We start from the raw sequence: 26,934 nt of genomic DNA, 5'->3' as shown, positions 1-26,934 counted from the left end.
TCATCCTTTCACAGAGCCTTCTGCAAGACCTCTAACCAAATATTTTTGTAAGAATATAAGTAGAACAATCATTGGTACTGTAGCAATAACCATTCCTGATAGCAATACCCCCCAGTCTGTTCGAAGAGCATCTCGAAAGACCATTAGCCCCGAAGGGATCGTTTTTAATTCATTCGAATTAATGAAAACGGTCGCAAATAAGAATTCATTCCAAGCGAAATATGCGGTTAAAATAACAGATGTAACGACAATAGGTATTGATATTGGTAAATAAATACGCCAATAAATCCCGAATTCCGTACACCCATCCATCAATGCTGATTCAGATAACTCTTTAGGTACTGTTAAGAAGAAAGCCCGAATCAATATAATCGTTAAAGGTAATCGATAGGATACATAGGTCAAAATGAGGGCCCAATGTGTATCGATTAAATTGGTTATTGTTAAAATTTCGAATAAAGGGATTAAAGCAACTTGTGGATTCATCATTAACCCGCCAATCGTAAATAAGAGAGCCGCGTCAATCCATCGATTTTTATACCTGGATAAGACGAACGCTGCCATCGATCCTATTATGACGGTTAAAAGAATCGTTGATGCGGTTACATACACACTGTTGATAAAATAACTCGAAATCCCTTTTGACCATGCTAGGGAATAGTTTTCAAACTTCCATTCTGTTGGTAAAGCCCAAACATTAGTGTAGATTTCCTGATAACTTTTAAATGATGATACAAACATCCAAAATAACGGATAGAGAATGATAATAGCAAAGCTCAGCAAACCGAGAAATACGATATTTTTGGTGATTCGTGTCTGAACTGGGATTTTCATTTTATTTGTAGGAACGGTACTAGGGAAAGTTGACTTCTTCAAGTTCGTTTTTATCATGTATTTCAGTCCTCCTTCCCTGTTTTCGATACTTTGATTTGTATAAGCGCAAATATTGCAGATAATAGGAAGATAAGAGATGCTAATGTTGATGCATAGCCCATGTCATCTTTTACGAAACCTGTTTGATACATATGAACCGCTAAGGTCATTGAACTATTTCCTGGACCACCGTTTGTGAGAATATAAGGTTCATTAAATACTAGAATAGATCCAGTCACAGTAACTAATAAGTTAACAAACGTAGCTTCTTTCACTTGTGGTACCGTTACACTAAAGAATCTTCGTATTTTTCCAGCACCATCTATCTCTGCAGCTTCATATAACTCTTTCGGAATTTTCTGAATTGCAACGATAAACAACATCGTAATCAGCCCAATACTTTGCCATTGGGACATTGCAATAACACTATATATTGCAGTTGTTGAATGACCTAACCAAGGCTTGGCCAAGTGACCTAATCCAATGAGCTCTAGGAAACTATTTAATAACCCAATTTGGGGATTATAGACAAATCCAAATAATAAGGCAATAACAGAGATTGAAATCATGACTGGTATAAAATAAATAACTCGTAAAGCTGGAGCAAAGCGTCTAAAAAATTTATCCTCTAAAATAGCAGCTAGTGCTAAAGCAAAGAACACTTGCAGTAACACGGAAATGATGGCATATTTGACATTATTGTTTAATGCAATGATGGCTACCTCATCAACAAGTAATTCTTTCATTTTACTCAAACCAACAAACTCTTTTGATTGAGAAAATACACTAAATTCAAAAAAACTATTATAAAAGTTTTGAATAAGTGGTATGTAAATAAATAGTCCTAATAATAGAATGGTTGGTAACATGAATATGATTGGTGTTATATTCGCCTTTTTTACCTTCATTACAAATCCCCCACCCTTCTTTTGAAGAATTGCCCTAACCTTTTTCATATCTTAGTTAGGGCAATTGGATTTTTTATTGGTTACGTAATTTAGCAGCTGCTTCCTGTACTTTTGCCATAATCTCTTCTGGTGTCGTTTGACCTGTTGCTAATTCCTGACCGCCTCGCATGAAAATATCAGCAATGGATATATCAACCGCATTATCAAACCAAGGGGTCGCATCTGATGCTTCTAGAATAATTTGATAGGCTTCCAGACTTGTTGGATTGGAGGTTTCTTCCGTTACACCGCCTTTAATAGCATTCAACTGACCATCTGCTTTCGTAAAAGCTTTGGCTGTTTCCTCTGAAGTCAGGAATTTTAAAAACTCTACTGCTTCAGGAGGAGCATTTTTACTTAACATCCAACCTTCTGGTGCACCAGTAAGTGATTTAGGTCTTCCTTTTCCATCTTCAACTGCAGGGAAATTAAAGAACCCAAACTCCACATCGCCGGCATCCTGTACATATTTAACCTCAGCAAATTGCATATATAATATTGGAACTTCACCAGCAGCAAACATGTTTCGAGCTGCTTCATGATCAATTGCCGTTGAGACATCACCCATGTAAGTCGTTAACTCTTTAAAGATTTCCAGACCGCGAATATATCCTGGATCAGTATATTCACCCGTCTCAATGTTATAGTCTTTTAGAAGGACATTATTGTCTATGACTCTATCAAAAATAGTTCCCATGTAATGAGAGATTGCCCAACCATTTGTTAAACCTTCTACTAATGGTGTTTCATAGCCAGCTTCCTTCAGTTGTTCTAACGCATTAATAAGTTCATCATATGACTCTGGTACCGCTATATTATTTTCTTCAAATATTTGTTTGTTAAAAAAGAAAGCTTTACCGTCAACAGTAAACGGTATTCCATACGTAACATCATCAAACGTAAATCCGGCATATTGAGACTCGATAATATTACCTGACCAATCTGTATCCTCCGACATTATATCATTTAGCTCCATAATACGACCTGAGCTTACTAGATTTGCAGCAAAAGTGTCTGACCATGAGGTGAAAACATCAGGAAGATCATCATTTGAAACCATTACTCGAATCTTTTCTTTATAAGAATCATTTAAAACAGCATCAACATTAATTTTTACATTAGGATGCAGCTTTTCAAATTCTGCAATTTTTTCATCATAAAATGATTTTCTTGGTTCATTCGGCCATCTATGAAAGAAATCAATCACTACTTGATCACCCTCAGATGCTTCGCCATTGCTTTCATTGGAGGAAGAACATGCTGCTAAAAACATAGAGCCAGCTAAAATAATAACTAAAAAGCTTACGAACTTTTTCATTACATTATTTCCTCCCCGTAACCCATTTTTGACTATTAATACTCGATTTTCCACATATATCTTCTTACTGATAATGGATGTCCAGTATGTTCAGCTAAACCATCAGCGTATAAGCGTAATACAGGACCTGCTAGTGCTGTACCAAAATACTCTTTAAGGTCTTCGTCCACCCCACTATAATCAAACTCTTTAACGTTAACAACTTCAACTTTTTCGCTATATTTCGTGACAAAATCAAGAGCACGTTGATCAAGCGGTGTACTTGGTCCCTCTCCTACTACGATTAAAAATGGGACATCAAAATCAGTTACTTCAAATGGTCCATGGAAATATTCTCCTGAATGAATTGCGTTTGAGTTGATCCAAAGCATTTCCATCAACAAGCAACTTGTGAATGAATAAGCATGGTGGATATATGCTCCACTCGCCATTGTGTAAATAACCTTATCACGCTTATACTTCTTTCCGAATGCGTCAGCTACATCCTTATGCTTCGCTTGGTTGCTTTCAATTAACTGACCTAGCTTAGATAATTGCTCCACACCGCGAAGATATTTTTCTTCCCCAGTAAGTTGATGAAGTAATGTAAAGAGTAACGTGTAGTAAACCCCTATTTCCCCATCAATAGGATCAGACCCATCTTTGTAATTGTAATGTACAGTGTATTCTGATTCTTGACAAAGCGGTGATTCAACATCCATTGAAATGGCAACAGTTAAGGCACCTTGTTCCCTAGCATATGTAGCAGCTCCAACTGTTTCTGGAGTTGTACCAGAATGAGATCTCAGTATGACAAGGCTGTTTTCCCCCAATGCTTTTGGTGCACGATGAATAAATTCATTAGAAGTATAAACAAAGCTTGGCATGTCAGTATCTTTCGTAATAAAATAATCCCCTAGTGAAAGCGCTGCCATAGAACCGCCACATGCAACAAAGAAAATGTTTTTAATATCCTTCCCTTTCACAGCCTCGATCACGTTTTGAATTTGTTCCACATGCTCTTGTTTCATAAATTCAACTCTCCCTTCAAGTTTTAACTTAGGTAGGTAGTGAATTTTTCTATCTCCCTAAGTTATTATGATGTCATATAACATCATCTATATGGCTATAGTACATCATATGATGTCATAGGTCAACGGTTTATTTTTAAATTTTCTAATAATTATTTTTTTTTGAATTTAATAAGGGGTAAAAGTGAAAAAACTATTCTCATCCATTTGGGAAAAGTATCTGGTTATAAGAGGAGTTAAAATTTCTGAAATGGAAAATTCACAAAGAAAATAACAGCCAAATATAATTGGCTGCTATTAAACGAAACTAGGGAATCAGATGATATCCTTTTAGTTGGATTCTTATCTTTAACACGACACTTGATCGATCTTCCCTTGTTCTAAACTCTTCTTTTTTAAACTTAGGATTGGATTCCTTATGCCATTTCCTAGCACCTAATTAAAACGAACCTAGGAATCTCCTCAATTTTATAAGTTTCTTATTTAAATGCTTTTTCGATAAAAGGTGCAAAAATTCACCAATGGTGAAGATGAAAACAGTATGTTTTGTCAAAGTATGCGCTTACCCAGGAAATTTTACGGTTTCTTCATTACAGATAGTGATGTGTATTCATGGAAAAGTCATGTTAGTGTGTCAATAAGAAGCATTACTTCAAATGAATGAAAAATCTTTTTCCGCTCAACAATGGAATTTTCTAGTGAAAAAGAGAATTGGCATGAAAGACGCCTAGTGGAATCCGTTTAGGTTAATTTTCATACCTCCACCATCATAGGCTTGGTAAGAAATTGTGACCATTCATACATTCTCAGAGATCTCTCTCTTTCCATCACGGCCAATCACAATTAAACACTTAATAGATTATTTAGAGTAAAGGGCAACTAACGTCTCTGTCTTCGTCTTTCAGGCTCGCCAATCGACTAGTTTTCTTAGTCTCTAAAAGTTATGATGGACATTACTAAACTAGCAATGGCAACGTCGAAGTTTTATCTCTTTATTAGGAATCCTACTAACATTAGCCATTTCTTTCATCAGTTGAGTTTTAATTCCAAATTTTCATTAGAAATAACAAGGAAAATGAAATCAAAGGAAGAATATTGTATAGATGTAAGTGTTTTCACTATTATACACATAGGGAGTTGGAATAAAATGAAACAGACTGTTTACATAACAGGTGCTGACAGAGGTTTAGGACTAGCTTTAACAGAGGTTTTTCTAAAATCTAATTTTAAAGTATTTGCTGGTCGTTATATGAATGATTGGACAGAGCTTGATGAATTAAAAAAGGAATTTGGTGAGGATTTAGACATCGTTTCATTAGATGTTACCGATCAGAAATCTGTGGATGAGGTCGCTAAATATATTGAAAAAAATGCTGGTCAACTAGATATTCTTATTAATAATGCAGCAATATACAAAGACCGTTCCGAAGATATATTTGGGGAGTTCAATTACGAGGATATGATGAAGCTTTTTGATACTAATGTATTTGGACCACTTCGTGTTTCAAAATCTGTGGTACCGTTATTAATGAAAGGTAATCGTAAAATACTAGCGAATATTTCCTCAGAAGCTGCTAGCTTAACAGATTCTTGGCGAAAAAAAGAATATGGCTATTGTATGTCCAAGTCAGCTTTAAACATGCAATTAACGATATTACAAAATCAGTTAAAGGAATTCGGGGTCAAGGTTTTAGCATTCCACCCAGGATATGTAAGAACGTATATATTCGGTGAATTTAATCCAAATGCAACGATCGATGCAATAGAATCGGCAACAGGAATTAAAGAGCAAATATTAAAGGCCCCGGCAATTGAAGAACATATGTACATTGATTATCAAGGGAATAAATTGAACTGGTAAGGGTGATAGAAACGATGGTAAAAATTGTCGCATTACTAGGAGACTATTGGCATAATGCTGATGATGCAAAGGCTGGATTAGAAGCAGCAATAGAACGATTAGCAAATAAGAAAGTAAATCTTCAATTCATTACGCATGAAGAGGTTTCAAAAGTCCTTGATGAAAAGCCTGACTTATTCATCAATGCTAAAATGGATCAATTAAATCCGAAAGATGAACGCGTGTTCACTTGGCTAACGGATGAATTGGATAAAAAGATTGTCAATTATGTGGAAGATGGGGGCAATGTCTTAGCGTGGCATGCTGGTTCAGCAGGATATGAACCTGATAGCAACTACATTCAGATGCTACGAGGATATTTTGAGTATCACCCACCAGGACTTCAGGATGTTATCTACATGTTGAAGGAAAATGAAAAAAGTGGAGAGAATACTTTTTCCCTTTCCGATGAGCAGTATTTTGTCCAGTGTGATGTAGCAAATACAGAAGTAGACCTTTGGAGTACAGGTGTAGATGGCGATTCCATCGCAGGCTGGAAGCATTCCTATGGGAAAGGAAAGGTATGCTGTTTTACCCCAGCTCACACGAAAGCCGGAATGTTAAATGAAAACGTCTCAAGATTATTAGCAGAAAAAATTAATTGGGCGTTATCTAAATAACGAATGCAACGGGGGGACAGGTAACATTGTCCCTCCACCCAAAAAAATGTGTCATCCAACTTGAAGCGGCTTATACTTCTTACACAGAACTACAAATGCATCTCGTATATCAGTCATCATATTTTAAAGGATAATAATAGCCATTTTTCCTTTTTGTAGAATCAGTATTAATTAATCTAAAAAAATAGAGGGGCTGCTAATTAATTGCAGCTCCTCTATTAATGTGAATAATAATTTTTTTATATTGCAGCTTCTTTATGTATAACCGATTTAATACTCCACTCTAAAGGTGAATAGTTCCCATCTGTACGGTTTAAGTTTATTCTCTCAGTTAGTGGAGTGGTCCGATTACACATGAAACGAGGAACGCCTGAATGATTCTGTGATGCAGCATGATATAAAAACGGGTGACATAAAATGACATCTCCAGGATTTCCGGTGGTTTCAACAACCTGAAGCTTGATTCCATCTTCATCAACATACGGATTTTCCATAAATTTCTCTATCCGATCTTGTTCATAAATTGTACCTGTGCCATCCTTTTTATTAGATGCAGTTAATTCGGAAAACCACGGGTGCTGCTTATTCAGTGTACGAATACCGTCTCCAAGCTCAATACCGTCTGGTTGCTTGGAAAGAAATTTTGCTACCACTTTATGTGAACCTTCTGCCACAAGCGTGCCCCCACCTTGTTTTCCTATTTCAGAGAATAAATTTAAGCAAAGCAGGCCTTGTTCTGGACTGTCAAGATAATGGCGAAAATGAATACCATCCCAATGCCAACCTGTATTCGGTACATTCCATGGTTTATTAGCACCTTGAGAAAAATTAACTGGCCACCATCCATAGCCAACCTTCTTTTCACTTTCACCATATACTGTCCTGTTCGCCCATCGACCCTCCCCTACAAGATCTTCAATTGCATCTGCTAACCTTTTTGTATTACATTTCTGGAATTCATCATGTTCATAGTTTTCATTTAATTGTACCATTTCTTCAGTCCAAGTTGATCGATCATTCCTTAGTACTCCTCGTTTTTCAACATTCTGCCATACAATTTTTTGAGCTTCTAACGCCACCTCTTTAGGGAATGCTTGTTCAACCTTTACCCAACCTAACTCGATAAACTGATTGACTTGTTCTTGATTTAACACCTTATATTTTGTCAATTTATATCCCCCTTATCTTTATGGATGGACAGATCAAAATCGATAAAGCGCTTACAACATGTGTATTATCTTACCATTTTTTTGTAATATTTTCAATTTTTACAATAATGAAAGGAGTGCTTAAAAAACGCCTCAACTTCTATTCGCCTTTTACCAAATTGGGACAAATCCATCAATCTCTTTCAAGATTCCTTCAACCTCTTCAAGAACATCTGCAGATAGTTCAACTCCAGATGCTTTGACGTTTTCATCAAGCTGGCTTGCTTTACTTGCACCAACAATTGTTGAGCTTACACCTGGTTGTCTTAGGATCCATGCAATTGCTAATTGTGAAAGTTTAAGCCCCTGACTGGCTGCAACGTTTTCAAGGCGAGCAATACACTCTAGTACATCATCTCTTAAATAGCTATTTATCCAGCGATTGATTTTGTCATTTGCCGCACGGCTGTCTTGTGGAACCGTTTGACCTGGCTTGTATTTACCAGTTAAGATACCTTGAGCGAGTGGAGAGAACACCACTTGACCAATCCCTTCTTCCAAAGAAGTAGGGAGAACTTCTTTTTCGATGTAGCGCACAAGCATATTGTAAATCGGTTGGTTTGAGATCATAGGACGAAGATTTCTTTTATCGGTAATCTTCATGGCATCCTTGATTTGGACAGCACTCCATTCACTTACTCCGTAATACAAGATCTTACCTTGTGCTACTAAATCATCAAGTGCTCGTAAAGTTTCTTCAGTTGGTGTATCTTCATCAAAACGATGACATTGATATAAATCGATATAATCAACACCTAAACGCTTTAAGCTTGCATCACATTGTTCGATAACAGCTTTTCTTGATAAACCACGTTGGTTTGGCCCTTCTCCCATTGGGAAAAATAATTTCGTTGCAAGCACATAGCTTGAGCGATCATACTCTTTTAATGCTTGTCCAACAACCTTTTCAGCTTCACCAGCATTATACGCATTTGCTGTATCAAAAAAGTTAATTCCTAGATTATAAGCATGATGGATGATATCAATCGCATTTTGCTGATCGACAGATTCACCATATGTGAGCCAACTACCTAATGCAATTTCACTGACCTTTAAACCGCTATTTCCTAAACGACGATATTTCATCAACAACACTCCTTTTTATTGAAATTTCATTCCAGCGTAAGAGCATGTCTATTTTTTATTTAACGACCGCACTCGGATGATTTTCTTTAACTAAATTTAGTTGAGCCGCTCTTGCGTTCATTTCCACTTGCTCAACACTCTTACAACCAGGAATAACACATGTAACTGCAGGGTGTTGTAAACACCATGCCAATGCCCATTCTGCCATATTTACACTTTCTGGCACTTCATTTTGTTTTATTTGCTCAACCAATCGCAATTTTTCATCTACATCTTCGCGACTACGACCTTTTCTTACATTATCACTAAACACCGCTCCTGGCTTATATTTTCCACTTAAAAATCCACTCGCTAATGGAACTCGCGCTAATACACCAAGGTCTTGTTCAATACAAGAAGGAAATACATTCTCCTCTGGAATTTGATCGATTCGATTATACACAACCTGAATGGCCTTCGCCCCTACTTTCGTTGCGTTCGTTGTTTGATAAATATTATTATTGCTACCTATCGAAATTCCCAAGTTTCGCACTTTACCTGCTTGTACCTGCTTGTCCAACATCGTCCAAAGGTCATCGTTATTAAAATCTTCATCTGATCCAGAATGGAACTGATAGAGATCAATATAATCAGTTTTTAATGCCTTTAAGGATTCCTCTAATTGCACACGAACATCATCAACACTCCATGCATGCCCCCATGAATCGTGCCATTTATGTCCAAACTTTGAAGCGACAACCCAGTCTTCCCGGCGGTCTCTTGAAAGGAAGTCACCAATGAAACGTTCAGACATATGATGCGGACCATAACATTCCGCTGTATCTATCAAATTAATGCCCAAATCTTTTGCTCTTGTTAAAATGGAATCTACCTCGTCTTGATTGAAATCTCTACCCCAGTCTCCACCGAATTGCCAAGTACCAACACCAACAACAGAAACATTTAAATCCGTTTTCCCTAATCGTCTATACTTCACTATAATCACCTCAAATTTTTTTGATCTCCGTTATTTGTTAAAACGAAAAGGACCTATTCCCCGTCACTCTCTTGAAAACTCCTAAAACCCAACCATAGCAATTTCACTCCGTTATGTAGGTTCTCGTACTTTGTAAACTGTTCACCATAACGTATTCTCCTTTTTTAAATTGATACAGATTCATTACAACAACCACACCAGTATGAAAGGGCTACCAATTTTCAAGACGTTTTTCAGGGTACTTTTTAAACCGTTAGTTTTCCATTTAACACTCTACTATTCAAACCCTGTATATGTTTCCTTTCAAAAAAAGTATATGTTCACTCAAACTATATTTCAATTACTGAATTTTTTTTAATATAATAACATCAACATTACATACTATAAATTTTATAGTTTATATATAAAAGAAAGGGGGGTGTAATGTTCACTTGAAAAAACCTTTTCAATGTCTTCTTTTGGGTTTTCTTTCGGAAGTTCAATGACATCATTTTTACTAAGAGAAATAAACCTCTCATCTATAATGCCTCTGCCACACGCTGTGTTCCATTCATCATTATCTTCCTTCTATTTTCTTCGTACCTTTAGTATAAAAAAAGACCGGTTACTTTTTACGCAACCAGTCTAACGGAGGACAATAGAAGGCATGTCAGCTCCATATATAACCATTATTTGTTGTCACTAAAACAGCGTCTGCAATATGTTCACGCCTCATGATGTTTTAGCTATTTTGTATACTTGTCATATACCTTTTCACCGCTGAAGGTACTAACATTGCGATTTTCCCAAATGATTCTTCGATTTGCTTCTTTGTACAAGAAGTCATTGCGTGATCCATTAAATAACCGAGAATTTCTGCTTCTCTTCGTTCCAGACGGATGTCATCTTACATCGCACGAGAAAACTTATGTTCCTTTGTTAAATCTAAAACCACACATTGTTCTTCCATTAAATTTGTCAATCACTTTCAGATATTCATTTTTCGATACAACTTTTATTTGACGACCTATGCTTTTACAAATAAATCCAATAGCTCTTTAGCACTATTTACTTCTTTATCTGGTTTATAGGCAGCATTTGCTGGTAATCCCTTCTTACGATGGTTCATCCAGACCGCCTGCCAGCCTGCTTGTTTTGCTCCGATTATATCTTTTTCAAAATTGTCCCCGATATAAACCGTTTTGGTTTGGTCAAGGCCCATTTTCTCTTCAATAAAATTAAATACTTCTCTTTTCGGTTTTGCATGACCAATTGTTCCAGAAATAAACGTCTTTTCTGCAGGTATCCACCGACTAAGGCCGAGTTGCTTTATTTTCATGGCTTGGTGTGTTTCCTCACCGTTTGTAAGAATCCCAAGCTGTTTTCCTTCTTTGTAAAGTGCATTTAGCAGTTCTTCCACTTCTGGAAACAATGCAATGTTTTTTTGTTCGGCAACATACGTTTCATGAAAAATAGCCGCTTTTTCTGTATCTATAGGAATGTTAAAGTCCTTACAAGCAGCGATAATTCGCCCGGTCTGCCACTCAAATTGTGATATTTCCCCCGCTTCACTTTGATCAAATAAAATCTCGCTATATTTTCGACTAGCTTTATATAATTGGTCAATTTCATCGTTTGCTAATGGTTCTTGAAATAGCTTCCTCACCGTTTTATGAAAAGATTGTGCTTGGTCATATAGTGTATCATCAACATCAAAAATTATCGTATCCATTCGCATAGCCCTCCTCATATTAGTATGATATCACTTATCTATGCTTGACTCAGTATTTTGTTTGTCTATTTGCTGAGGAATAGATTTTCGAAAAACAGCTAGGGTTCTCTAAATTGTTCTTTTTTAGATACATAAATATATAGAATAAAAGCAGAGTGCTTACATATGAAACACACTGCTTTTATAAACTTATCGTTAACTATTTCGTATAGAATCTTTTAGCGCGCTCTTCATAGTTTACATAATATTATTCTGGTAAATAAAATGTTCCAAAGTAAATTTATAATGAGCAATAAGAGGACCTATATTTTCACTTCAATCCCCCTTTTCTTTTCCAATATGGAGTCAATTTGTTTTTCTTCGTTATAAATTCCTTCAGGTACATGTTCTCTAGTCTATTAATATACTGTTTTACTGATAACTCCCTCAATTTCTTTTCGCCCTCTATTAAAGCATGTTTCTGCTTTAAGTATTTTTTAAACTCCGGATATTTAACCTCTTTTTAATATAAGACTTCTTTGGAATGTATCTTAGTCAAATAATTATTTCAAGATCGACGCTTATCATCATGTTTAATTCCTTTTTTCCAACTTCGATCAATTTCCTTACCACTCCGAAGTTTTATTACAGCTTCGCTTACAAAATCAAATTTAATTTTGTTTCAATGTTGTTTTCAGCGTGGTAGTCAACGGCAAAGTCCTCATCTATTCCAAAATGTGCAGCAGTTGAAATGTACCAATATCCGCCCCTAGAAACATGAAGTCCCATCCATATTTCTCTTTTTTGATGTTCAATCATATTCTTGATTTTGTTAGCGGTATATTCACGGCTTGCATTTTCCATTCCATCTGTTGTAATAACGAATAGTACCTTATCCACTCGTTCATCCTCGCTTGTGTATTTTTGTACATTCACGATTTTTTGGATGGAAAAGCCGCTTGCATCCAATAATGCAGTCGTTCCCCCTATTCATAATCCGCTTCGCTTATTGGAGATATTCCTCTTACATTAATTCGATCTTGTAAGATTTCATAATGGTGGTTGCATAGTACAGTTATGACAAAAGCTTCTCCTACAGCATTTCTTTGCTTGTTTTGTGTAAATACAATAAAGTTATTTCATTTTTTAATCTCAAACAAGCATAAGTCCGTTCCAATTTTAGGACGGGGTAAAATATAGTTGTTTAATTATTGATGTAAGATAGTTCACCGTACTTAAAAATATAACAATAAAGTCGTTTAAATCTATATGTTATTCCACAATAGCGCTGAAGATTGTTGAAGATCGCTTCTTCACTATTTAAGTGAACTCCGACATAACTATCCTTGAATATTTTAGTAGCGTTATTTTACATTTTAAGTAAATAGCTGGTTTTATTGATATTGCATAGTATATTTGTCTATGCAACAAACGACGTTTAATATATCAATGTTTCTTTGGATAAGGTCTGATAGTTCCTCCAAATCATCTATTTGGTACTGTTCATGTTACTAGAGCAGAGGCATCGGCTGCAGAGGAAGACCATGTTCAAAGCCCTGGACGGTAAAATGATATTTAGAGGAAATTAAAAGAGGTTTTATTGCATCCCCCACGGGTTGTTAATTTATCCAAAATAGGGAAACCCTTTGACCGGGTCTCCCTTTAACTTCAATTAAACTTCTTAACTAAGAATATCCAACCAAATCTTAATTGAAGTACCCAAAATTAACAGTGCTAATATCCATTGCAAGAGTTTTGTATTTACTTTCTGTCCCATTTTTGCTCCCAATGGAGAAGCAATTAAACTCGCTATAACCATAATGAACGCAGGAAGAAATTCTACCTGGCCAGTTGATATTTTCCCAACTGTAGCACCAATTGATGAGATGAATGTAATGGCTAGAGAGGATGCAATCGTCACACGTGTTGGCAATTTTAAAATAACTAACATAATTGGAACCAATAGAAAAGCCCCTGCTGCCCCAACAATACCTGCTCCTATACCTACCATAAAAGCAAATAATGCCGCTAACCACTTATTAAAAGTAACTTGATTAGGAGGGATATCATCTCGACCTTTTTTCGGCAAGAACATCATAATCGCTGCAAGCAATGCTAAAATACCATAAACAAGGTTTATGATTTCTCCAGACATCATCCTTGAACCATAACTTCCTATAAAACTACCAATTAAAATACTTATTCCCATAAAGGTGATAAGTGTCTTATTTAAATAGCCACCTTTACGGTAAGCCCATACTCCACCAAGTGTTGCAAAGAATACTTGTACGGCACTAATACCTGACACTTCATGTGTACTAAATGCGGCCAACCCAAATAACGGAGGAATATAGAGTAACATTGGATATTTTATGATTGATCCTCCTATACCAACCATACCGGATATATATGAACCAATGAACCCTATCAGAAAGATCGTTAATATAAATAGTAAATCCATTTCGTTTTGCCTCCTATACTATAAAAGGGAACCGTATTGGTCCCCTTCATTATTTTTTAGCCTTTTTTAATCCAGAACTTGAGTACTCCATCATCTTCTGAATCTTTTAGTAACTCATGACCACCTGACTTTGCCCAGGCCCCAAGGTCACTTTTTGCTCCTTTATCTGTTGCATGAATTTCTAAAATCTCTCCTTCTTCTAATTCATTGATTGCCTTCTTTGTTTTTACAATAGGCATAGGGCACGCTAACCCTTTTGCGTCTAATACTTTTGCTACGTTCATGTTGAAATTCCTCCTAATAATTCTAATATTTTTTTACTCTTAGTCACTTAAGTTAAGGATGATAGTAAAAGTCCAACCAGACCTCTACTATCGCTAAGTTTCTCTTATCGAACAGCACAACGGTTTGGACCAATTTCCATCTCACGTTGTTTCTCATCATCTGGACTGATTTTCCCCATGTTTGTTTCACGGATTTCTTGGTAAGCATTTGGTTGCAGCGGTAAATTTTCCGTCACTAATCTTCTAAACTCGTTTTCGTCTTCAATGTTTAACCCATGGTTTTGTGCAAACAGAGTACCTAATTTTGCAGAAACACTACCGTCTTCATTTAATTCGTTAATAATCATAAAGTGGGCTGGAAGAACAATAAGTTCCTCTGATAATTCTCTATAACGTGTGTAAAGACTTTCTCGTAAATCGCCTACCCAATCTTCTGCCATACCTGCTAAGTCTGGTCTACCGATAGAATCAATGAATAAAATATCACCCGAAAGTAAGAACTTTTCATCGACAACAAAAGACGTTGAACCAATCGTATGACCTGGAGAATATAAAGCATGGATATTGATCGTTGTGTTACCGATGGTTACATCCGTACCACCTTCTAGCGGTTGATACTCAAATGTAACTTCTGTTGCGTCCTTTGGTGGCAACCAGTATGTTGCTTTGGTTTTTTCGGCTATTGCTCTACCACCTGAAATGTGGTCTGCATGTAAATGTGTATCAAATACATGTGTAATTGTTGCACCAATCTTTTCAGCAAACTCCGTATAGACATCTGTCATTCTTGTTGCATCCATAATGGCAGCCTCACCATTTGAAACGACCATATAAGATAAACAACCTTTTCCAATACGAACAAATTGATAAATTTCTCCACCGTCTTTTAAATCCCCTACTTTAATAGGCTCTAAATGTTCGCTCCATGCTTTCATACCACCTTTTAGATAGGCAACACTTAACCCCTCTTCAGAAAGCATGTCAGCAACTATGACAGATGAACCTTCTTTAGCACAAACAACTAAAATTTCTTTGTCTGATGGAAGTTGATCTAAAATTCCCTCCACACCATCTAATAAATCGAAATAAGGTACATTTAGATAATCAAAGTTTGCCCCTTCAATTTTCCAATCACTAAAAGCATCTTCATTTCTGACATCTAAAATAAATAATTCCTCTTGATTGATCACTTTCTGTGTTACTTCTTGTGAAGTCATTTCTCTAATGCTCATCTAAAATACCCCCTATAGTATTATTTAGGTTAAAAAAATATAAGAAAATCGTTAAAATGTTAAAGTTACATCAGCATCTTTTGCAAACTCAAGGAACGTTACGGCCCCACCAACCTCAATACCATCTATAAAAGCATCTTTCTCTAATCCCATAACATCCATTGTCATCTGGCATCCAATGAATGTTACACCCATTTCTTTTGCCATATCCACTAATTCTGGGATAGAAGGAACGTTTGCTTTTGTAAAACCTTCTACAAAATGTTCTTTTCCTTCTGGCATTGGAAGTTGTTTGTATCCTTCCTTATGAATGAGATTTAACCCTTCAAAGGTAAAGAAAATGGCTACCTCTTGATCTGTTGCTGCTGCAGCCGTCGCAATATTAAATACTTTGTATGCATCAAACAACCCACCATTACTCGCAATAATTGCTACCTTTTTTGCCATCTAAAATTCCTCCAATTCTTTTTAAATTATTTCAATAAACTCATAAGTGTATCAGGATCAAATCCCAACACCCATTTACCGTTTACTTCCGTTTGTGGGACTCCCATCTGACCTGTTGTTGCAACTAATTTATTTGCAGCCACAGGGTCTTTCTGTACGTTAACTTCATGAAAAGGAATATCCTTATCCTTCAAGAAATTTTTCATCATATCACAATAAGGACAAGTTGAAGTCGTATAAACTGTTACGTTGTTTTTCATTTCATCTTCTCCTCCTTCATAAACTCCTAATCTACTGCTTTTTCAGTTTGACCTTCCCATCCGCTCATACCTGGTACAACATTTATGACTTGTTTAAATCCTTGGCCGGCTAGTTTTTGTGCTGCTAAATCACTACGATTACCAGTTCTACATACGATATAAATTGGTGTCTCAGGATTTAATTCGTTTAACCGATTCTCCAACTCACCAAGAGGAATTGATTTTGCCTTTGGGATGTGACTAAATACGTATTCTGCATGTTCTCTTACATCTAGCACTATCAAATCTTCATTGGATAAAAGTTTTTGCTCTAACTCATCGTTGCTAACGACATGAGGATGCTTCTTTTCTAAATTTTCTTCTCCACTTGCTTTACGAAGGTAATGCTTTAATACATCGCCTTCTTCGAGTGTTCCTAAATACTGATGCCCTGAACTTTCTGACCATGCTTTAAGGTCTGCCTTAGATCCTTTATCTGTTGCCTGCACTTCTAAGACTTGCCCAGCCTCTATGGTTTCCATTGCTTTTTTTGTCTTTACAATCGGCATTGGACACGCTAATCCCTTTGCATCTAAAACAACATCCGTTTTTATCATTTCCATGTTAAAACAACCTCCTAGTTTTAATTACCCACCGGGGTATATATTGATCTAAAAAAATTTATTCGATTGGCCCTTCCCATGCAAGCATTCCACCAGTCATGTTAATCACATTAAAACCGTGACTTTCGAGAAATTTTGATGCTTGTGCACTTCTTCCACCTGAACGACACACCATAATATATTCTTTTGCTTTATCTAGTTCATGCATACGAAATTCCAATAAGCCTAGTGGAATGTTTATTGCTCCAGGAATTTTTCCTTGTGCTACCTCTTCAACTTCACGAACATCAATTAAATTCAATTCCTCACCAAGTAAATTCTCAACTTGTGTTGTTGTAAATTCTCTCATTCTATTAACCTCCTAGCCTTTCCAGATGCTTACGCCACCTTTTACATTTGTTATTTGTTTAAATCCTTGTTTCTTTAATAATTCACTTGCTTTCTTACTTCTCATTCCACTTTGGCAAATAACCACAACTTCTTTATCCTTTTTCAAAGTACTTGCCTTTTGCGAAAGTTGATGTAGCGGGATATTTTTAAACCCTGGGATATGGTAACGACCAAATTCTCCTTGAGTACGTACATCAACAAATTGAAGTCCCTTCTCTTTCAACAGCCCTTTTAATTGAGTTGTATTGATCTGTTTTACCCCCTTTACAAGCATAAATCGTAGGGCAATAAAAAATATAACTAGAGAAATAATCAGCGTATCAACACTAAAAATGTTCAAGAAATGACCTCCTGTTCTAATAGGCTACTAGATAAATAAGTTTACATTTCCTTCTTCTGCATCACCAATGTATGCTGCAACTCCGGCGTAATCAAGTCCATCAATCAACTCTTCTTTTTGTAAACCAAGTAGATCCATTGTCATTGTACATGCAATTAACTTCACATCTTGTTCTTGTGCCATTTCTATTAGTTGTGGAAGTGGCATAGCATTATGCTTTTTCATCACATGCTTAATCATTTTAGGTCCCATTCCTGCAAAGTTCATGTTAGAAAGCCCCATATTATCAGCACCACGAGGCATCATTTTGCCGAACATTTTTTCTAGGAATCCTTTTTTCACTGGTACTTGTGCCTCTTTTCTAAGAGCGTTTAATCCCCAGAATGTATGGAAAATGGTTACCTCATGATCGTAAGCCGCCGCTCCATTTGCAATAATATAGGCTGCCATTGCTTTATCATAATCTCCGCTAAATAGAACAATCGTTGTTTTCTTTTTCTCTGACATTCAAATTCCTCCTCACTTTTATACCACCATGGGTATATGTGTCTGTAAAAAATTTTAACCTTTCTTAATTTGGAAGATAAATACATCATTTTCTTCTTTATAATCAAGTAATTCATGTCCAGTTGATTTCGCCCAAGCAGTTAGGTCACTCTTAGCACCTTTGTCTGTTGTATGAACCTCTAGGATTTGACCTGTTTCAATTTCATTTATAGCCTTCTTTGTTTTTACAATTGGCATTGGGCATGCTAATCCTTTTGCATCTAATACTTTTTCTACTTTCATTTTATATCCTCCTCAAACCTTCATTTTTAGTACATATACCCGTATGGGTATATAGTATTCTAAATAAAAAAGGATGTCAACCTTTTATTATCTGCTTTTCACAAGCATGTTAACAGCCTCTTTTACTAAATCATCGCTGCTTTCTCCATTTTCTTCTGCTTTTCTAACACATTCTATTAAATTGGCACTTACTAAAACACCAATTGTACGATCAATTGCGGTTCTACTAGCAGACAATTGGGTAATGATGTCCTTGCAATCTTTTCCCTCTTCCATCATTCTCAAAATGCCTCTGATTTGACCTTCAATGCGTTTTAAACGATTCTTTGTCTGAACATCATATTCCATAGTGGCACCCCCATATCAGATTAAAATTTTGTGATTCGATAAGTTGATTATATACCCCTATAGGTATTTTGTCAACATGTTTAAATTATGTTATTTCTAGTCCACTCACACATATCTTTTCGCTCTGACTTGTTACTCTCATTACATACTTCTGGAGAAGATAGCGAGTAACTGACTACTTTAAAACCTTTCTTTCGTAATATTCGAGTTCCAACGTTTTTATCCAGAGTATTTGAACAGATTAGATGTACTGGTCGATAAGGAATTTCATTATAAAATCTATTCAAATAAGCAACTGGAATGTTAATTGCATCATTCATTTGGTGATTATATGCAACGTTGTAATCTCTAATATTTATTACAACCTTATCACTAGACTTATTTATATCACTTATATCAAAAAAGGACATACATAGAACAGGAACGTATCTTTTATAAATACCTATTAAGGTAGGCAAACATAATAAAATAAAAATAAAAATAAAATTTATCCTTCACACTCCTTAGTACCAAGGAGCAACTAACAAATTGCATTATATACCCCCTATAGTATATTGTCAACAAAGACATAAACCGTTTTATATCTCCTTCTTTATTATTTCATACTATACTTTTGTCGATGCAATCAATAAGTCGTCGCTCAAATCTTCAGCAAGTTCCTTTATCTTAGGATCATCCACCATAAATTTATTCCTGGTTAAAGTCTAAACCCTTTTCTTGTAACTTACCCTTAATATCAAATTCCCATTAGACACCAAACTTTTCTTCCTTTAACTTATTCCTAATGAAGATATCGCAGTTTGTATATCACTTTTTGTTTCCACGGTGTAATCAAAGTGCATCACAGTTCCTCCTTATAGATAAGATGATGTTATTATGTGTAAAAGGATCTATAAAATCCTTAAAATCAATTCGTCGTGTAAGAAGGCTCTGCAGATGCGTCCAATCGCGTCTTCATTCAATTTGAAATACAAAATAAGTTTTTCCACCTCAATTATTACTTCTCTTGTAAGTACTGGAGTTTTTCTCCATTCACAACTAAATATCATTTACTGCGTAGTATAGATCTACTACGCAATATAAAAGTTACAAATATAATATGGCCTGATTGTTAAATCAGTAGGACTTTCGTTTTTTTTAACAACTTTATTATAAATTAAACAACATTATTGTTACTTGACATGTTTAGCATTGAATTAGAGCCACCAATCGTGTCTTCCTCAAGCCCTGTCATTGAACCGTTTTTGTCTAAAATAAACACAATTCTGTTACATTCTTTTTATCTTTGTCATCCTCCTCTCTTTATAATTAACATATATAGGAAAACAATATTTCATAAAGAAATGGTTGCTTTGAAAGCGGGATTTTATGAACCCAGTAAAGGTTGTTCAAAAGTAAATAAGGTTTCATTAATTTTGTGAATATCATACCTTTCTTTTTGGATAAAAAAATTCTATCATTATGTCAAATTTACAACTACGTGATAAAGTATATCCCGCTGCAGACAGCAAATCGTTTGTTTTGTTACATTCCGTTTTAACGTATTGCCAATCTTGTCCAAATTCCTAATGAAATAGTTGAAGACACTTTAATCCCCCTATGTGTCCGAAGAAGGAAAAATAGAATTCCATATAGCCCAATTGTAACCTAAGAGGCAAAACGTTCGCTTCAATTTATTGTCATATGGATTTTATGTGCACAAAATTAAAAAACCGCTTATTTCCAAAAGAATTAAGCGGTTTTTTAACGTTCTACAACTCACTCCGATGTCGTCATAGATGCTTGAACATCAGGATTAATTGCCGTTTGAGGATAGTTAATTTGTTCTCCGAATTCTACCCAATCGAGATTTGCCATCATCAACAGATAACGTTTTCCAGTGGAAGGGTCGCTGATGATGAGATGGTCACGACCGGCTGTTTCTACGCGCCCTTTGTAAATCATTGCATTCCATTTGTTATTACCTTGATAAGTAAAATAGAAAGTACCGATCTTACCTTTATTGTAACGTAGTATATTTTCGATAAATGATTCTTCCATCGTGCCTCCCTGCCCAGTCCCGAACGGAACCACTGGGACACCATAGGAAGGTCCCATAGTTGCAGGGAAAACGCCAGGTTGTTGGGTATTACTAGCCCGCATCATTGAAGTTGGATTGTAACCATGATAATAATTCATTGGATAATAATTAGAAACTCCACAAGTCATGAGAAATTTAACCTCCTTTTTAATTTATCTGTAAAACTCTGGGCAATAGCCCGGTACACCGATATAGAAACAATGATTCTTATGTGCAAAGTCGAACTGGGTCATGGGTGATCTTGGCATCGTAGGGGAACAAGGAGCTCGGAATTTTTTCCCTGGACTGGGGTTGTAAAACCACAAACTCATTCTGGACCGTGCTTCCCTATTACCATGCAACAAATTCCTAGCCCTCTGGAGATCAGCTTCGTTGGGACGTTGTGTATACAATGTTCCATTTAAGACGGGCTCGAAGTGAGGAATATCAGTTCCAGGTATGGTTTGATAAATCGCATGTCTGATATTGCGCAACCCTTTGAAGTCAGGAGCACAATCAGCCTCGACCCGATTGGACACAACTGTTCCCACCATGTTCATTCCTTCGACACCTTCACCGGTCGCTTCCGCCAGCATGAGCCTCGCTAATTCCTCCACGTCACGTGAAGTATGTTTTATTCGTCTCCCCATTTTCTCACTCCCTTCGGCTTATAAAGATAAATTATTACCAGAAGTTGGTTTTGGTAACTTGCCTATATGCCCAAATTTTAGGAACTGTTCCTTTCCATCATTCATTAGCGGTTAATCCTATCTCTTGAATAAATGTACGATTAGATTTTTGAATAGAAAAGTTGATTTCGCAAACTTTGTTGCTTTGTTAGGATTGTTATGATTGATTGGAGCTCCAGGATTCTCACTTCAATCTTAGAACTGGTAAAAAATCCATTCAAAAGCAAATAAGGCTTCATTCATTTTGTAAATATCATGCATTCCTTGTTGGATAAAAAATTCTATCATTATGTCAAATTTACTGCTCCGTGACAAAGTATAACCCGCCGCAGACAGCAATTCGTTTGGTTTGGCTTCTCTGTTCTTTATTCGTTAATAACTATTGCAAATCTAAGTTCACTTGAGTTAAGAGCCTTAAATATACAAAGGAAAATGGCTTTTATAAAAGTGGATTTATTAACAAATGTTTAGGGAATGATCAAAATAAATTTAGATCACATCGTTTTTGGGGTTAAAATATTTGAAGGACACACCCATATAAAAATGGGAATTGAATCTAGTATCTTTCTCCTTTACTTTTCAACCATTGGATCTTTGGTTATAATATTAGTAGAGAAAACATAAACTAAAAAAGACTGTTCGGTGCTTCAACACCAAACAGCCACACAATAGCTATTCCCTTCAAGGGGATCAGCGATGTTGGGTAAATAACTCACCTTATTGCCGGTCAAAGCTCAAGGGTGGGTTATTTTCTATCTCTAAAAGATATGATAGACAACACCAAACCCGCAAATGCAATCATTAGCATTAACGTTTGAAATACTGTCATCATAAGCATCACCCCCTTCCTTGCAGGGTAACGCTGACCACCCTTGAGTTTTCATAACTATTGCAATACTATTATAGCACAGTAACAGAATGTACGTTCCCGTATAATCAAATTATCGTAATCCTTAATCTGTATATATCATATTGTTCTATACCAAAGCATTTAAATGATTATTCACAATATGCAACAAGAGTCTTTTTATAGGGCTTAACTAGCTTTTAATCATTAAATAAATAATTAAAATTTTAATAGAACCTTCTTTTTCATCCAATTTCAGTTATCACATCTGCTTGTTTTTTGAATTTGTTTTTATTACCCACTTTAAATTCCTTCAAAACCCTATTAAACCTGTCTGGAAATTTATTAACATCCCAGGCACTCCCGATTCTAATGAGTTTCTTATGTCACCCTTCTCATTTTTCATAACTTTAAAAAGTCTTACTTGTTACTTTCACATTTTTATGAGGAAATTACTCCCTATATAAGTAGATGATCTTACCACTTTTTATTACAGGTAAAACTACTTTTATATTGATTTATCTATTTTATAAATTTGGTTTATGAGTAAAGCATTATAAAAACTCAAATTTTTTAAGTTCATTATCTTTCTGCATTTCACACTATTTGTCTCCCTCAAATTTAAACATAAATAACACAGATTTAAACTTAAATTAAATTTCATAATGTATCATTTTATTTAATATATGACATCCAATATAGACAAAACTAGAAAGTTGAGGGAAACAAATGGCATTTTTAAAAAGCTGTACTTTCTTCATAGCGGTCGTTTCTTTTACTGCTTTATTATCGGGTTGTGGGAAAGGTGAAACCGTAGAAAACGCGGACCAATATATTTCAACGGTGGAGCAAATGGACATTCCAGATGATGTGGAAGTCATTGGGTTGGGAGAAGCAACACATGGGAATATTGAATTTCAAGAGTTAAAAAAACAGGTCTTTGAAACTTTAATGAAAAAGGAAAATGTCCGCGTCTTTATCTTGGAAGGTGATTTTGGAGGCGGACAGCAGATTAACAAATATATTGTAAATGGAGAAGGTACCGCAGAAGCCGCTGTAAACAGCCTTGATTATCGTATTTATAAAACTGAACAAATGATTGATCTTGTTCAATGGATGCACGATTTTAACAAGTCGGTTAGAGAGGATGAGAAAATTCGTTTTTATGGGAATGACATGCAGCGCTATGACTTCAGTAAAATGGAATTGCTTGATTTTTATGCTGTTGTAAACAAGGATGCTGCTAAAAAGTATGCTAATCAATTGAAACTTGTTTCCAATGAAGCAATGCGGGAATTAACAACTGAACAATTAGCAAAAGTAGATCATACGATCGATGACATCATTCAAGATTTACTATCAAATAAAGCGAATTACTTGGAACATTCGTCTCCTGACGACTTTGCGTTTGCCACAGTAAACGCACAAATTATGAAGCAGCGTACACAATTGTTTTTAAATGAAGAAAACTACACAGATCTTCGCGATCAATATTTAGCTGAAAATTTACAATGGATTATTGAATTTGAAAAAGACCGCGGAAATGATAAAGTATTCTTCACCGGACATAACGGACATGTCGAAAAAACGTCAGCCTCACTTGCTGGCTATAAATCGATGGGACATTATTTAGATGAAGAATTTGGAGAGAAGTATTTTGCAATAGGTACTGACTTTATCAACAGCCAATTTCAGGCATTGAACAGGGGTTCTGACAAACGAAAAATTTATACGTTAGAGAATCATAATGATTTAGTTGACGCATTCAGTGGAGTGGAGCAAAATATCTTTTACTTTGATTTTGAAAAGAGCCGTGAGTCTGATGAATTGTTGACTATCATTTCAAGTAATCAAAAAATGGCAAATATAGGTGACGACTTTCGCGCATGGTATAAGCTATTAAAGAGGTTTTATACGATTGAAATGGTGCCTGATCAGGCTTACGACGGCATTATTATAGTCAAGAAAGCAACACCGACTAAAGTGTTGGAATGAAACTAGATGGAGAGAAATTCTAATGAAAAAAATTTTTAAACTATACATGCTGAAAGCTCCAAGGAATGATTCCTTGGAGCTTTTTTAATGCTTATGTTTGGCTTGGGACTTTGATCGCTTTGATCATCTGTCGTATGGAACCGAGATGGTAGGCGGAGTGAGCGATCGCTCCCAAAAGACCTTTCGATATCTGTTCATCTAAGGAGTCAAGTGAATCAATCTTTTTAAGTAGTGTTGTGTATTCTTGTTGAAGTTCGTTATTAAATTTTGCCCATGTGATGTTATCAACGTTTGTGATTTTCCATGATGCTTCCCAGTCCTTCTTGGGTTCTTCTCGATTTAAATAGGAATTCACAACCCATAAGTAATAGCGGGTATGATCCGTTTGTGCAGCGATTGTCGTACCATTGACAGGTATCGAAGCGTCTTCTGCCGATAATTTTTCAAGCGTTCCGAATAAACCACTACCAGGCTTCGCTTCTGTGTACCAGCTTGCGTTTTCTTCAGGTCCATCAAATGTCTCCTTCAACAATGTTCGAACAGCTACCAACATCGGATTGTCCATCTCAGTACCTCCTGATCTTGTTTTTAACCATCAAAACAACTTTAGATGGTTATATTTTACCCGAGTTGTTTCTAACTGTCAATATATATTATGATGGTTATACTAAAGGAGGTTTGACCATGTCGGAAACGAACCCTTATATGATGGTCGGAGAACGTTTGTGTATGGATTTCATCAATACCGTCAGTTGGCGGGAAAGTGCGGAGAAAAGGCGGGATTGGTTTACAAGTTACGCCAAATTGGTCGACTGGTGCATCCATGCAAAAGTCTTGACCGGACAACAAGCAAAAGCTCTTCTTTTAAAAGCGGAGGAGAAACCGTCTGAAGCTGGAGATGTTGTGAAGCAGGCAATCGAAATGCGGGAAGTCATGTATCGAATCTTCAAGTCCATTTCAAAGGAAACATCGCCCAATCCGCCAGACCTGGAACTTTTCAATGAATTTATGTGCCATTTCTATCAAACTTTGCAAGTAATCCCTGAAAAGGATCATTACACTTTGAAGTTCAAGCAAACCGAGAAAAACTTGGACACGATGCTCCCTCCGATTTTGCAATCTGCTGTAGATTTACTCGTTTCCAAAAACGACCTGGAACGAGTCAAACAATGTGAGGGAGACCCTTGTGGATGGTTATTCTTCGATACGAGTCGGAACCGGAGCCGCCGCTGGTGTTCAATGGCCGATTGCGGCAATCGTGCTAAAGCACGAAGATTTTACCAAAAAGAAAAGTGACCATACTCGGTCACTTCCCCTCTATAGGTGATGTTTCATTTTTGGAAAGACTTTGAGGTCCGTATTATAGATAACCTCCTCGTAATATTCTTTCGGGAGTTGCTTTTGACTTAATCGATGTATCACTCCAGTGGAATGAGTGGCCAACCGGTTACAAATATGAACTACTGTAATTGTCCGTAAACGTCAATGCGTGCTTCAAATGGTTGAAGAATCACAGCGAATCTTTATATCGATATTCCAAATTCCCAAAAAAACAAGCAGGTCATCACACCTGCTTGTTTTTTTGAATTTCGTTTTATTTCCCACTGTAAAATTCTTTCAACACCTCATTATATCGGTCTGGGAAATTTGTAAATAAGCCTGTAACTCCCCATTCTAATGCCTTTCTCATGTCTTCCCTTTCATTTATTGTATATGGGTGAATTTGCAGTCCGTTTTCTCTTACTTTTTCTACGTATGCCTGGTCAATTTGTTTAAAGTTTGGACCTACACCTACAGCATACTCTTTTATTTCCTCGATCTCCTCATCAGTAATGGATGCTGGAGTACGGTAGGATTTAAGTTGAACCAATGGAATATTTGGATTTAGTTCGTGCATTTTTAATAAGCTTTCTTGACTAAATGATTGGATAATGACATGGCTTGAGCGGCCATTTACACCAGTAAGTTTATATTCTTCTAGTAATTCTAGTAATTTTTCCTCCATACCAGGGTATACGTCTGGTGACTTTGTTTCAATGTAGTAGTCAGCGCCACGGCCAAAAGTTTCAAAAACTTCTTCTAACGTCGGAACTTGAAGTCCTTCATATTCCTCTTTTGCATATTCAGGATACTTTTCATTAAACCATGAGCCTGCGTCAAGCTCTTTTATTTCCTCTAATGTTTTTTCCTTAACCAACCCAGTTCCGTTCGTTGTGCGGTCTACTGTTTCATCATGCATGGCAATGAGGTGCCCATCCTTTGTCATTTGAAGATCTACCTCAATATAATCACCTTTCATTTGCTCACCTAATTCGTAGGCTGCGAGCGTATGCTCAGGAGCATGTCCAGATGCACCACGATGTGCAACATTTAATAGTTTTGATTCAGTTGTTGGAAAGCTTGAGTTTTCAGCTGCAAGCGCACCAGGTAGAGAAGCTTGAAAGGCAAATCCTAATGTCAAACATAGTAAAGCAGTCTTTTTTAAACTTTTTTTCAACTCTAAACACTCCTTTATGTAAGTTCATTACTTACATTACAAGGAGAATGTAAATACTAGATTGAT

General features: G+C 36.2%; 29 protein-coding genes. 4 read left to right on the top strand and 25 right to left on the bottom strand.

The annotated features are described in order from the left end of the window. The 4 genes from AC4GZ8_RS03230 to AC4GZ8_RS03215 form a co-directional block, all read right to left on the bottom strand. The gene (locus AC4GZ8_RS03230) at nt 1-891 is read right to left on the bottom strand and encodes a carbohydrate ABC transporter permease (protein ID WP_491080357.1); all 891 of its coding nucleotides are present in this window, start codon (nt 889-891) and stop codon (nt 1-3) included. 5 nt (nt 892-896) lie between these two features. After that, on the bottom strand, nt 897-1,781 hold the full coding sequence (locus AC4GZ8_RS03225; protein ID WP_491080356.1) for a carbohydrate ABC transporter permease: 885 nt from the start codon (nt 1,779-1,781) through the stop codon (nt 897-899). Between the two features lie 73 nt (nt 1,782-1,854). After that, complete coding sequence (locus AC4GZ8_RS03220; protein ID WP_491080355.1) at nt 1,855-3,138, bottom strand: ABC transporter substrate-binding protein; 1,284 nt, start codon at nt 3,136-3,138, stop codon at nt 1,855-1,857. A gap of 35 nt (nt 3,139-3,173) precedes the next feature. Next, complete coding sequence (locus tag AC4GZ8_RS03215; RefSeq protein WP_491080354.1) at nt 3,174-4,148, bottom strand: SIS domain-containing protein; 975 nt, start codon at nt 4,146-4,148, stop codon at nt 3,174-3,176. Nucleotides 4,149-5,295: 1,147 nt separating this feature from the next. On the opposite strand from AC4GZ8_RS03215, the gene AC4GZ8_RS03210 reads away from it, so the two are divergent. Then, nucleotides 5,296-6,009, top strand: a complete 714-nt coding sequence (locus AC4GZ8_RS03210; RefSeq protein WP_491080353.1) for an SDR family oxidoreductase — start codon at nt 5,296-5,298, stop codon at nt 6,007-6,009. Between the two features lie 14 nt (nt 6,010-6,023). Next, the gene (locus tag AC4GZ8_RS03205) at nt 6,024-6,668 is read left to right on the top strand and encodes a ThuA domain-containing protein (protein ID WP_491080352.1); all 645 of its coding nucleotides are present in this window, start codon (nt 6,024-6,026) and stop codon (nt 6,666-6,668) included. Nucleotides 6,669-6,907: 239 nt separating this feature from the next. Here the strand turns inward: AC4GZ8_RS03205 and AC4GZ8_RS03200 are convergent, their stop codons facing one another. From AC4GZ8_RS03200 to AC4GZ8_RS03110, 19 genes are all read right to left on the bottom strand, one after another. After that, nucleotides 6,908-7,837, bottom strand: coding sequence for a phytanoyl-CoA dioxygenase family protein (locus AC4GZ8_RS03200; protein ID WP_491080351.1), 930 nt, complete (start codon nt 7,835-7,837; stop codon nt 6,908-6,910). A 150-nt stretch (nt 7,838-7,987) separates the two neighbouring features. Next, nucleotides 7,988-8,962, bottom strand: coding sequence for an aldo/keto reductase family protein (locus AC4GZ8_RS03195; protein ID WP_491080350.1), 975 nt, complete (start codon nt 8,960-8,962; stop codon nt 7,988-7,990). A 55-nt stretch (nt 8,963-9,017) separates the two neighbouring features. Beyond that, nucleotides 9,018-9,938, bottom strand: coding sequence for an aldo/keto reductase (locus tag AC4GZ8_RS03190; RefSeq protein WP_491080349.1), 921 nt, complete (start codon nt 9,936-9,938; stop codon nt 9,018-9,020). A gap of 1,006 nt (nt 9,939-10,944) precedes the next feature. Continuing rightward, nucleotides 10,945-11,649, bottom strand: a complete 705-nt coding sequence (locus AC4GZ8_RS03185; protein WP_491080348.1) for an HAD family hydrolase — start codon at nt 11,647-11,649, stop codon at nt 10,945-10,947. Between the two features lie 636 nt (nt 11,650-12,285). After that, the gene (locus AC4GZ8_RS03180; RefSeq protein WP_491080347.1) at nt 12,286-12,597 is read right to left on the bottom strand and encodes a hypothetical protein; all 312 of its coding nucleotides are present in this window, start codon (nt 12,595-12,597) and stop codon (nt 12,286-12,288) included. Between the two features lie 712 nt (nt 12,598-13,309). Beyond that, nucleotides 13,310-14,089, bottom strand: a complete 780-nt coding sequence (locus tag AC4GZ8_RS03175; RefSeq protein WP_491080346.1) for a sulfite exporter TauE/SafE family protein — start codon at nt 14,087-14,089, stop codon at nt 13,310-13,312. 56 nt (nt 14,090-14,145) lie between these two features. Next, nucleotides 14,146-14,373 (bottom strand): sulfurtransferase TusA family protein, encoded by a 228-nt coding sequence (locus tag AC4GZ8_RS03170; protein ID WP_491080345.1) that lies wholly within the window; start codon nt 14,371-14,373, stop codon nt 14,146-14,148. Nucleotides 14,374-14,477: 104 nt separating this feature from the next. Continuing rightward, nucleotides 14,478-15,605, bottom strand: coding sequence for an MBL fold metallo-hydrolase (locus AC4GZ8_RS03165; protein WP_491080344.1), 1,128 nt, complete (start codon nt 15,603-15,605; stop codon nt 14,478-14,480). Nucleotides 15,606-15,656: 51 nt separating this feature from the next. Next, entirely contained in the window at nt 15,657-16,052 is a 396-nt protein-coding gene (locus AC4GZ8_RS03160; RefSeq protein ID WP_491080343.1) for a DsrE/DsrF/DrsH-like family protein, read from the bottom strand. A gap of 26 nt (nt 16,053-16,078) precedes the next feature. Next, entirely contained in the window at nt 16,079-16,312 is a 234-nt protein-coding gene (locus tag AC4GZ8_RS03155; RefSeq protein ID WP_098798873.1) for a glutaredoxin family protein, read from the bottom strand. A gap of 26 nt (nt 16,313-16,338) precedes the next feature. After that, nucleotides 16,339-16,914, bottom strand: coding sequence for a sulfurtransferase TusA family protein (locus tag AC4GZ8_RS03150; protein ID WP_491080342.1), 576 nt, complete (start codon nt 16,912-16,914; stop codon nt 16,339-16,341). 58 nt (nt 16,915-16,972) lie between these two features. After that, on the bottom strand, nt 16,973-17,263 hold the full coding sequence (locus AC4GZ8_RS03145; RefSeq protein ID WP_491080341.1) for a rhodanese-like domain-containing protein: 291 nt from the start codon (nt 17,261-17,263) through the stop codon (nt 16,973-16,975). Nucleotides 17,264-17,275: 12 nt separating this feature from the next. Next, nucleotides 17,276-17,578: a rhodanese-like domain-containing protein gene (locus AC4GZ8_RS03140; protein WP_491080420.1), complete on the bottom strand. Its 303-nt coding sequence runs from the start codon at nt 17,576-17,578 to the stop codon at nt 17,276-17,278. 93 nt (nt 17,579-17,671) lie between these two features. Further along, nucleotides 17,672-18,151 carry a DsrE/DsrF/DrsH-like family protein gene (locus tag AC4GZ8_RS03135; protein WP_098798876.1) on the bottom strand — a complete coding sequence of 160 codons (480 nt, stop codon included), beginning with the start codon at nt 18,149-18,151 and terminating at the stop codon, nt 17,672-17,674. Nucleotides 18,152-18,205: 54 nt separating this feature from the next. After that, nucleotides 18,206-18,433, bottom strand: a complete 228-nt coding sequence (locus AC4GZ8_RS03130; protein WP_491080340.1) for a sulfurtransferase TusA family protein — start codon at nt 18,431-18,433, stop codon at nt 18,206-18,208. Nucleotides 18,434-18,520: 87 nt separating this feature from the next. Beyond that, the gene (locus tag AC4GZ8_RS03125; RefSeq protein WP_491080339.1) at nt 18,521-18,781 is read right to left on the bottom strand and encodes a metal-sensitive transcriptional regulator; all 261 of its coding nucleotides are present in this window, start codon (nt 18,779-18,781) and stop codon (nt 18,521-18,523) included. A gap of 1,758 nt (nt 18,782-20,539) precedes the next feature. Further along, entirely contained in the window at nt 20,540-20,989 is a 450-nt protein-coding gene (gene gerQ, locus AC4GZ8_RS03120) for a spore coat protein GerQ (protein WP_491080338.1), read from the bottom strand. A gap of 24 nt (nt 20,990-21,013) precedes the next feature. Beyond that, the gene (locus AC4GZ8_RS03115) at nt 21,014-21,490 is read right to left on the bottom strand and encodes a cell wall hydrolase (RefSeq protein ID WP_491080337.1); all 477 of its coding nucleotides are present in this window, start codon (nt 21,488-21,490) and stop codon (nt 21,014-21,016) included. 784 nt (nt 21,491-22,274) lie between these two features. Then, the gene (locus AC4GZ8_RS03110) at nt 22,275-22,358 is read right to left on the bottom strand and encodes a putative holin-like toxin (RefSeq protein ID WP_372496239.1); all 84 of its coding nucleotides are present in this window, start codon (nt 22,356-22,358) and stop codon (nt 22,275-22,277) included. A gap of 747 nt (nt 22,359-23,105) precedes the next feature. On the opposite strand from AC4GZ8_RS03110, the gene AC4GZ8_RS03105 reads away from it, so the two are divergent. After that, nucleotides 23,106-24,371 carry an erythromycin esterase family protein gene (locus AC4GZ8_RS03105; protein ID WP_491080336.1) on the top strand — a complete coding sequence of 422 codons (1,266 nt, stop codon included), beginning with the start codon at nt 23,106-23,108 and terminating at the stop codon, nt 24,369-24,371. A gap of 91 nt (nt 24,372-24,462) precedes the next feature. Here the strand turns inward: AC4GZ8_RS03105 and AC4GZ8_RS03100 are convergent, their stop codons facing one another. After that, a complete protein-coding gene (locus AC4GZ8_RS03100) occupies nt 24,463-24,936 on the bottom strand; it encodes a hypothetical protein (protein ID WP_491080335.1) in 474 nt (157 codons plus the stop codon). 119 nt (nt 24,937-25,055) lie between these two features. Here AC4GZ8_RS03100 and AC4GZ8_RS03095 point away from each other — a divergent pair, with 119 nt between their 5' ends. Then, nucleotides 25,056-25,667 (top strand): CGNR zinc finger domain-containing protein, encoded by a 612-nt coding sequence (locus AC4GZ8_RS03095; RefSeq protein WP_491080334.1) that lies wholly within the window; start codon nt 25,056-25,058, stop codon nt 25,665-25,667. A 298-nt stretch (nt 25,668-25,965) separates the two neighbouring features. On the opposite strand, the gene AC4GZ8_RS03090 is transcribed toward AC4GZ8_RS03095, so the two are convergent. Beyond that, a complete protein-coding gene (locus tag AC4GZ8_RS03090) occupies nt 25,966-26,868 on the bottom strand; it encodes a glycerophosphodiester phosphodiesterase (RefSeq protein ID WP_491080333.1) in 903 nt (300 codons plus the stop codon). Nucleotides 26,869-26,934: the final 66 nt, after the last annotated feature.

The organism is Metabacillus sp. RB-C-LZQ-3-1, from assembly GCF_058315175.1.
Note: the sequence above shows the minus strand (reverse complement) of the source record. Positions and strands in the feature narration are given on the sequence as shown.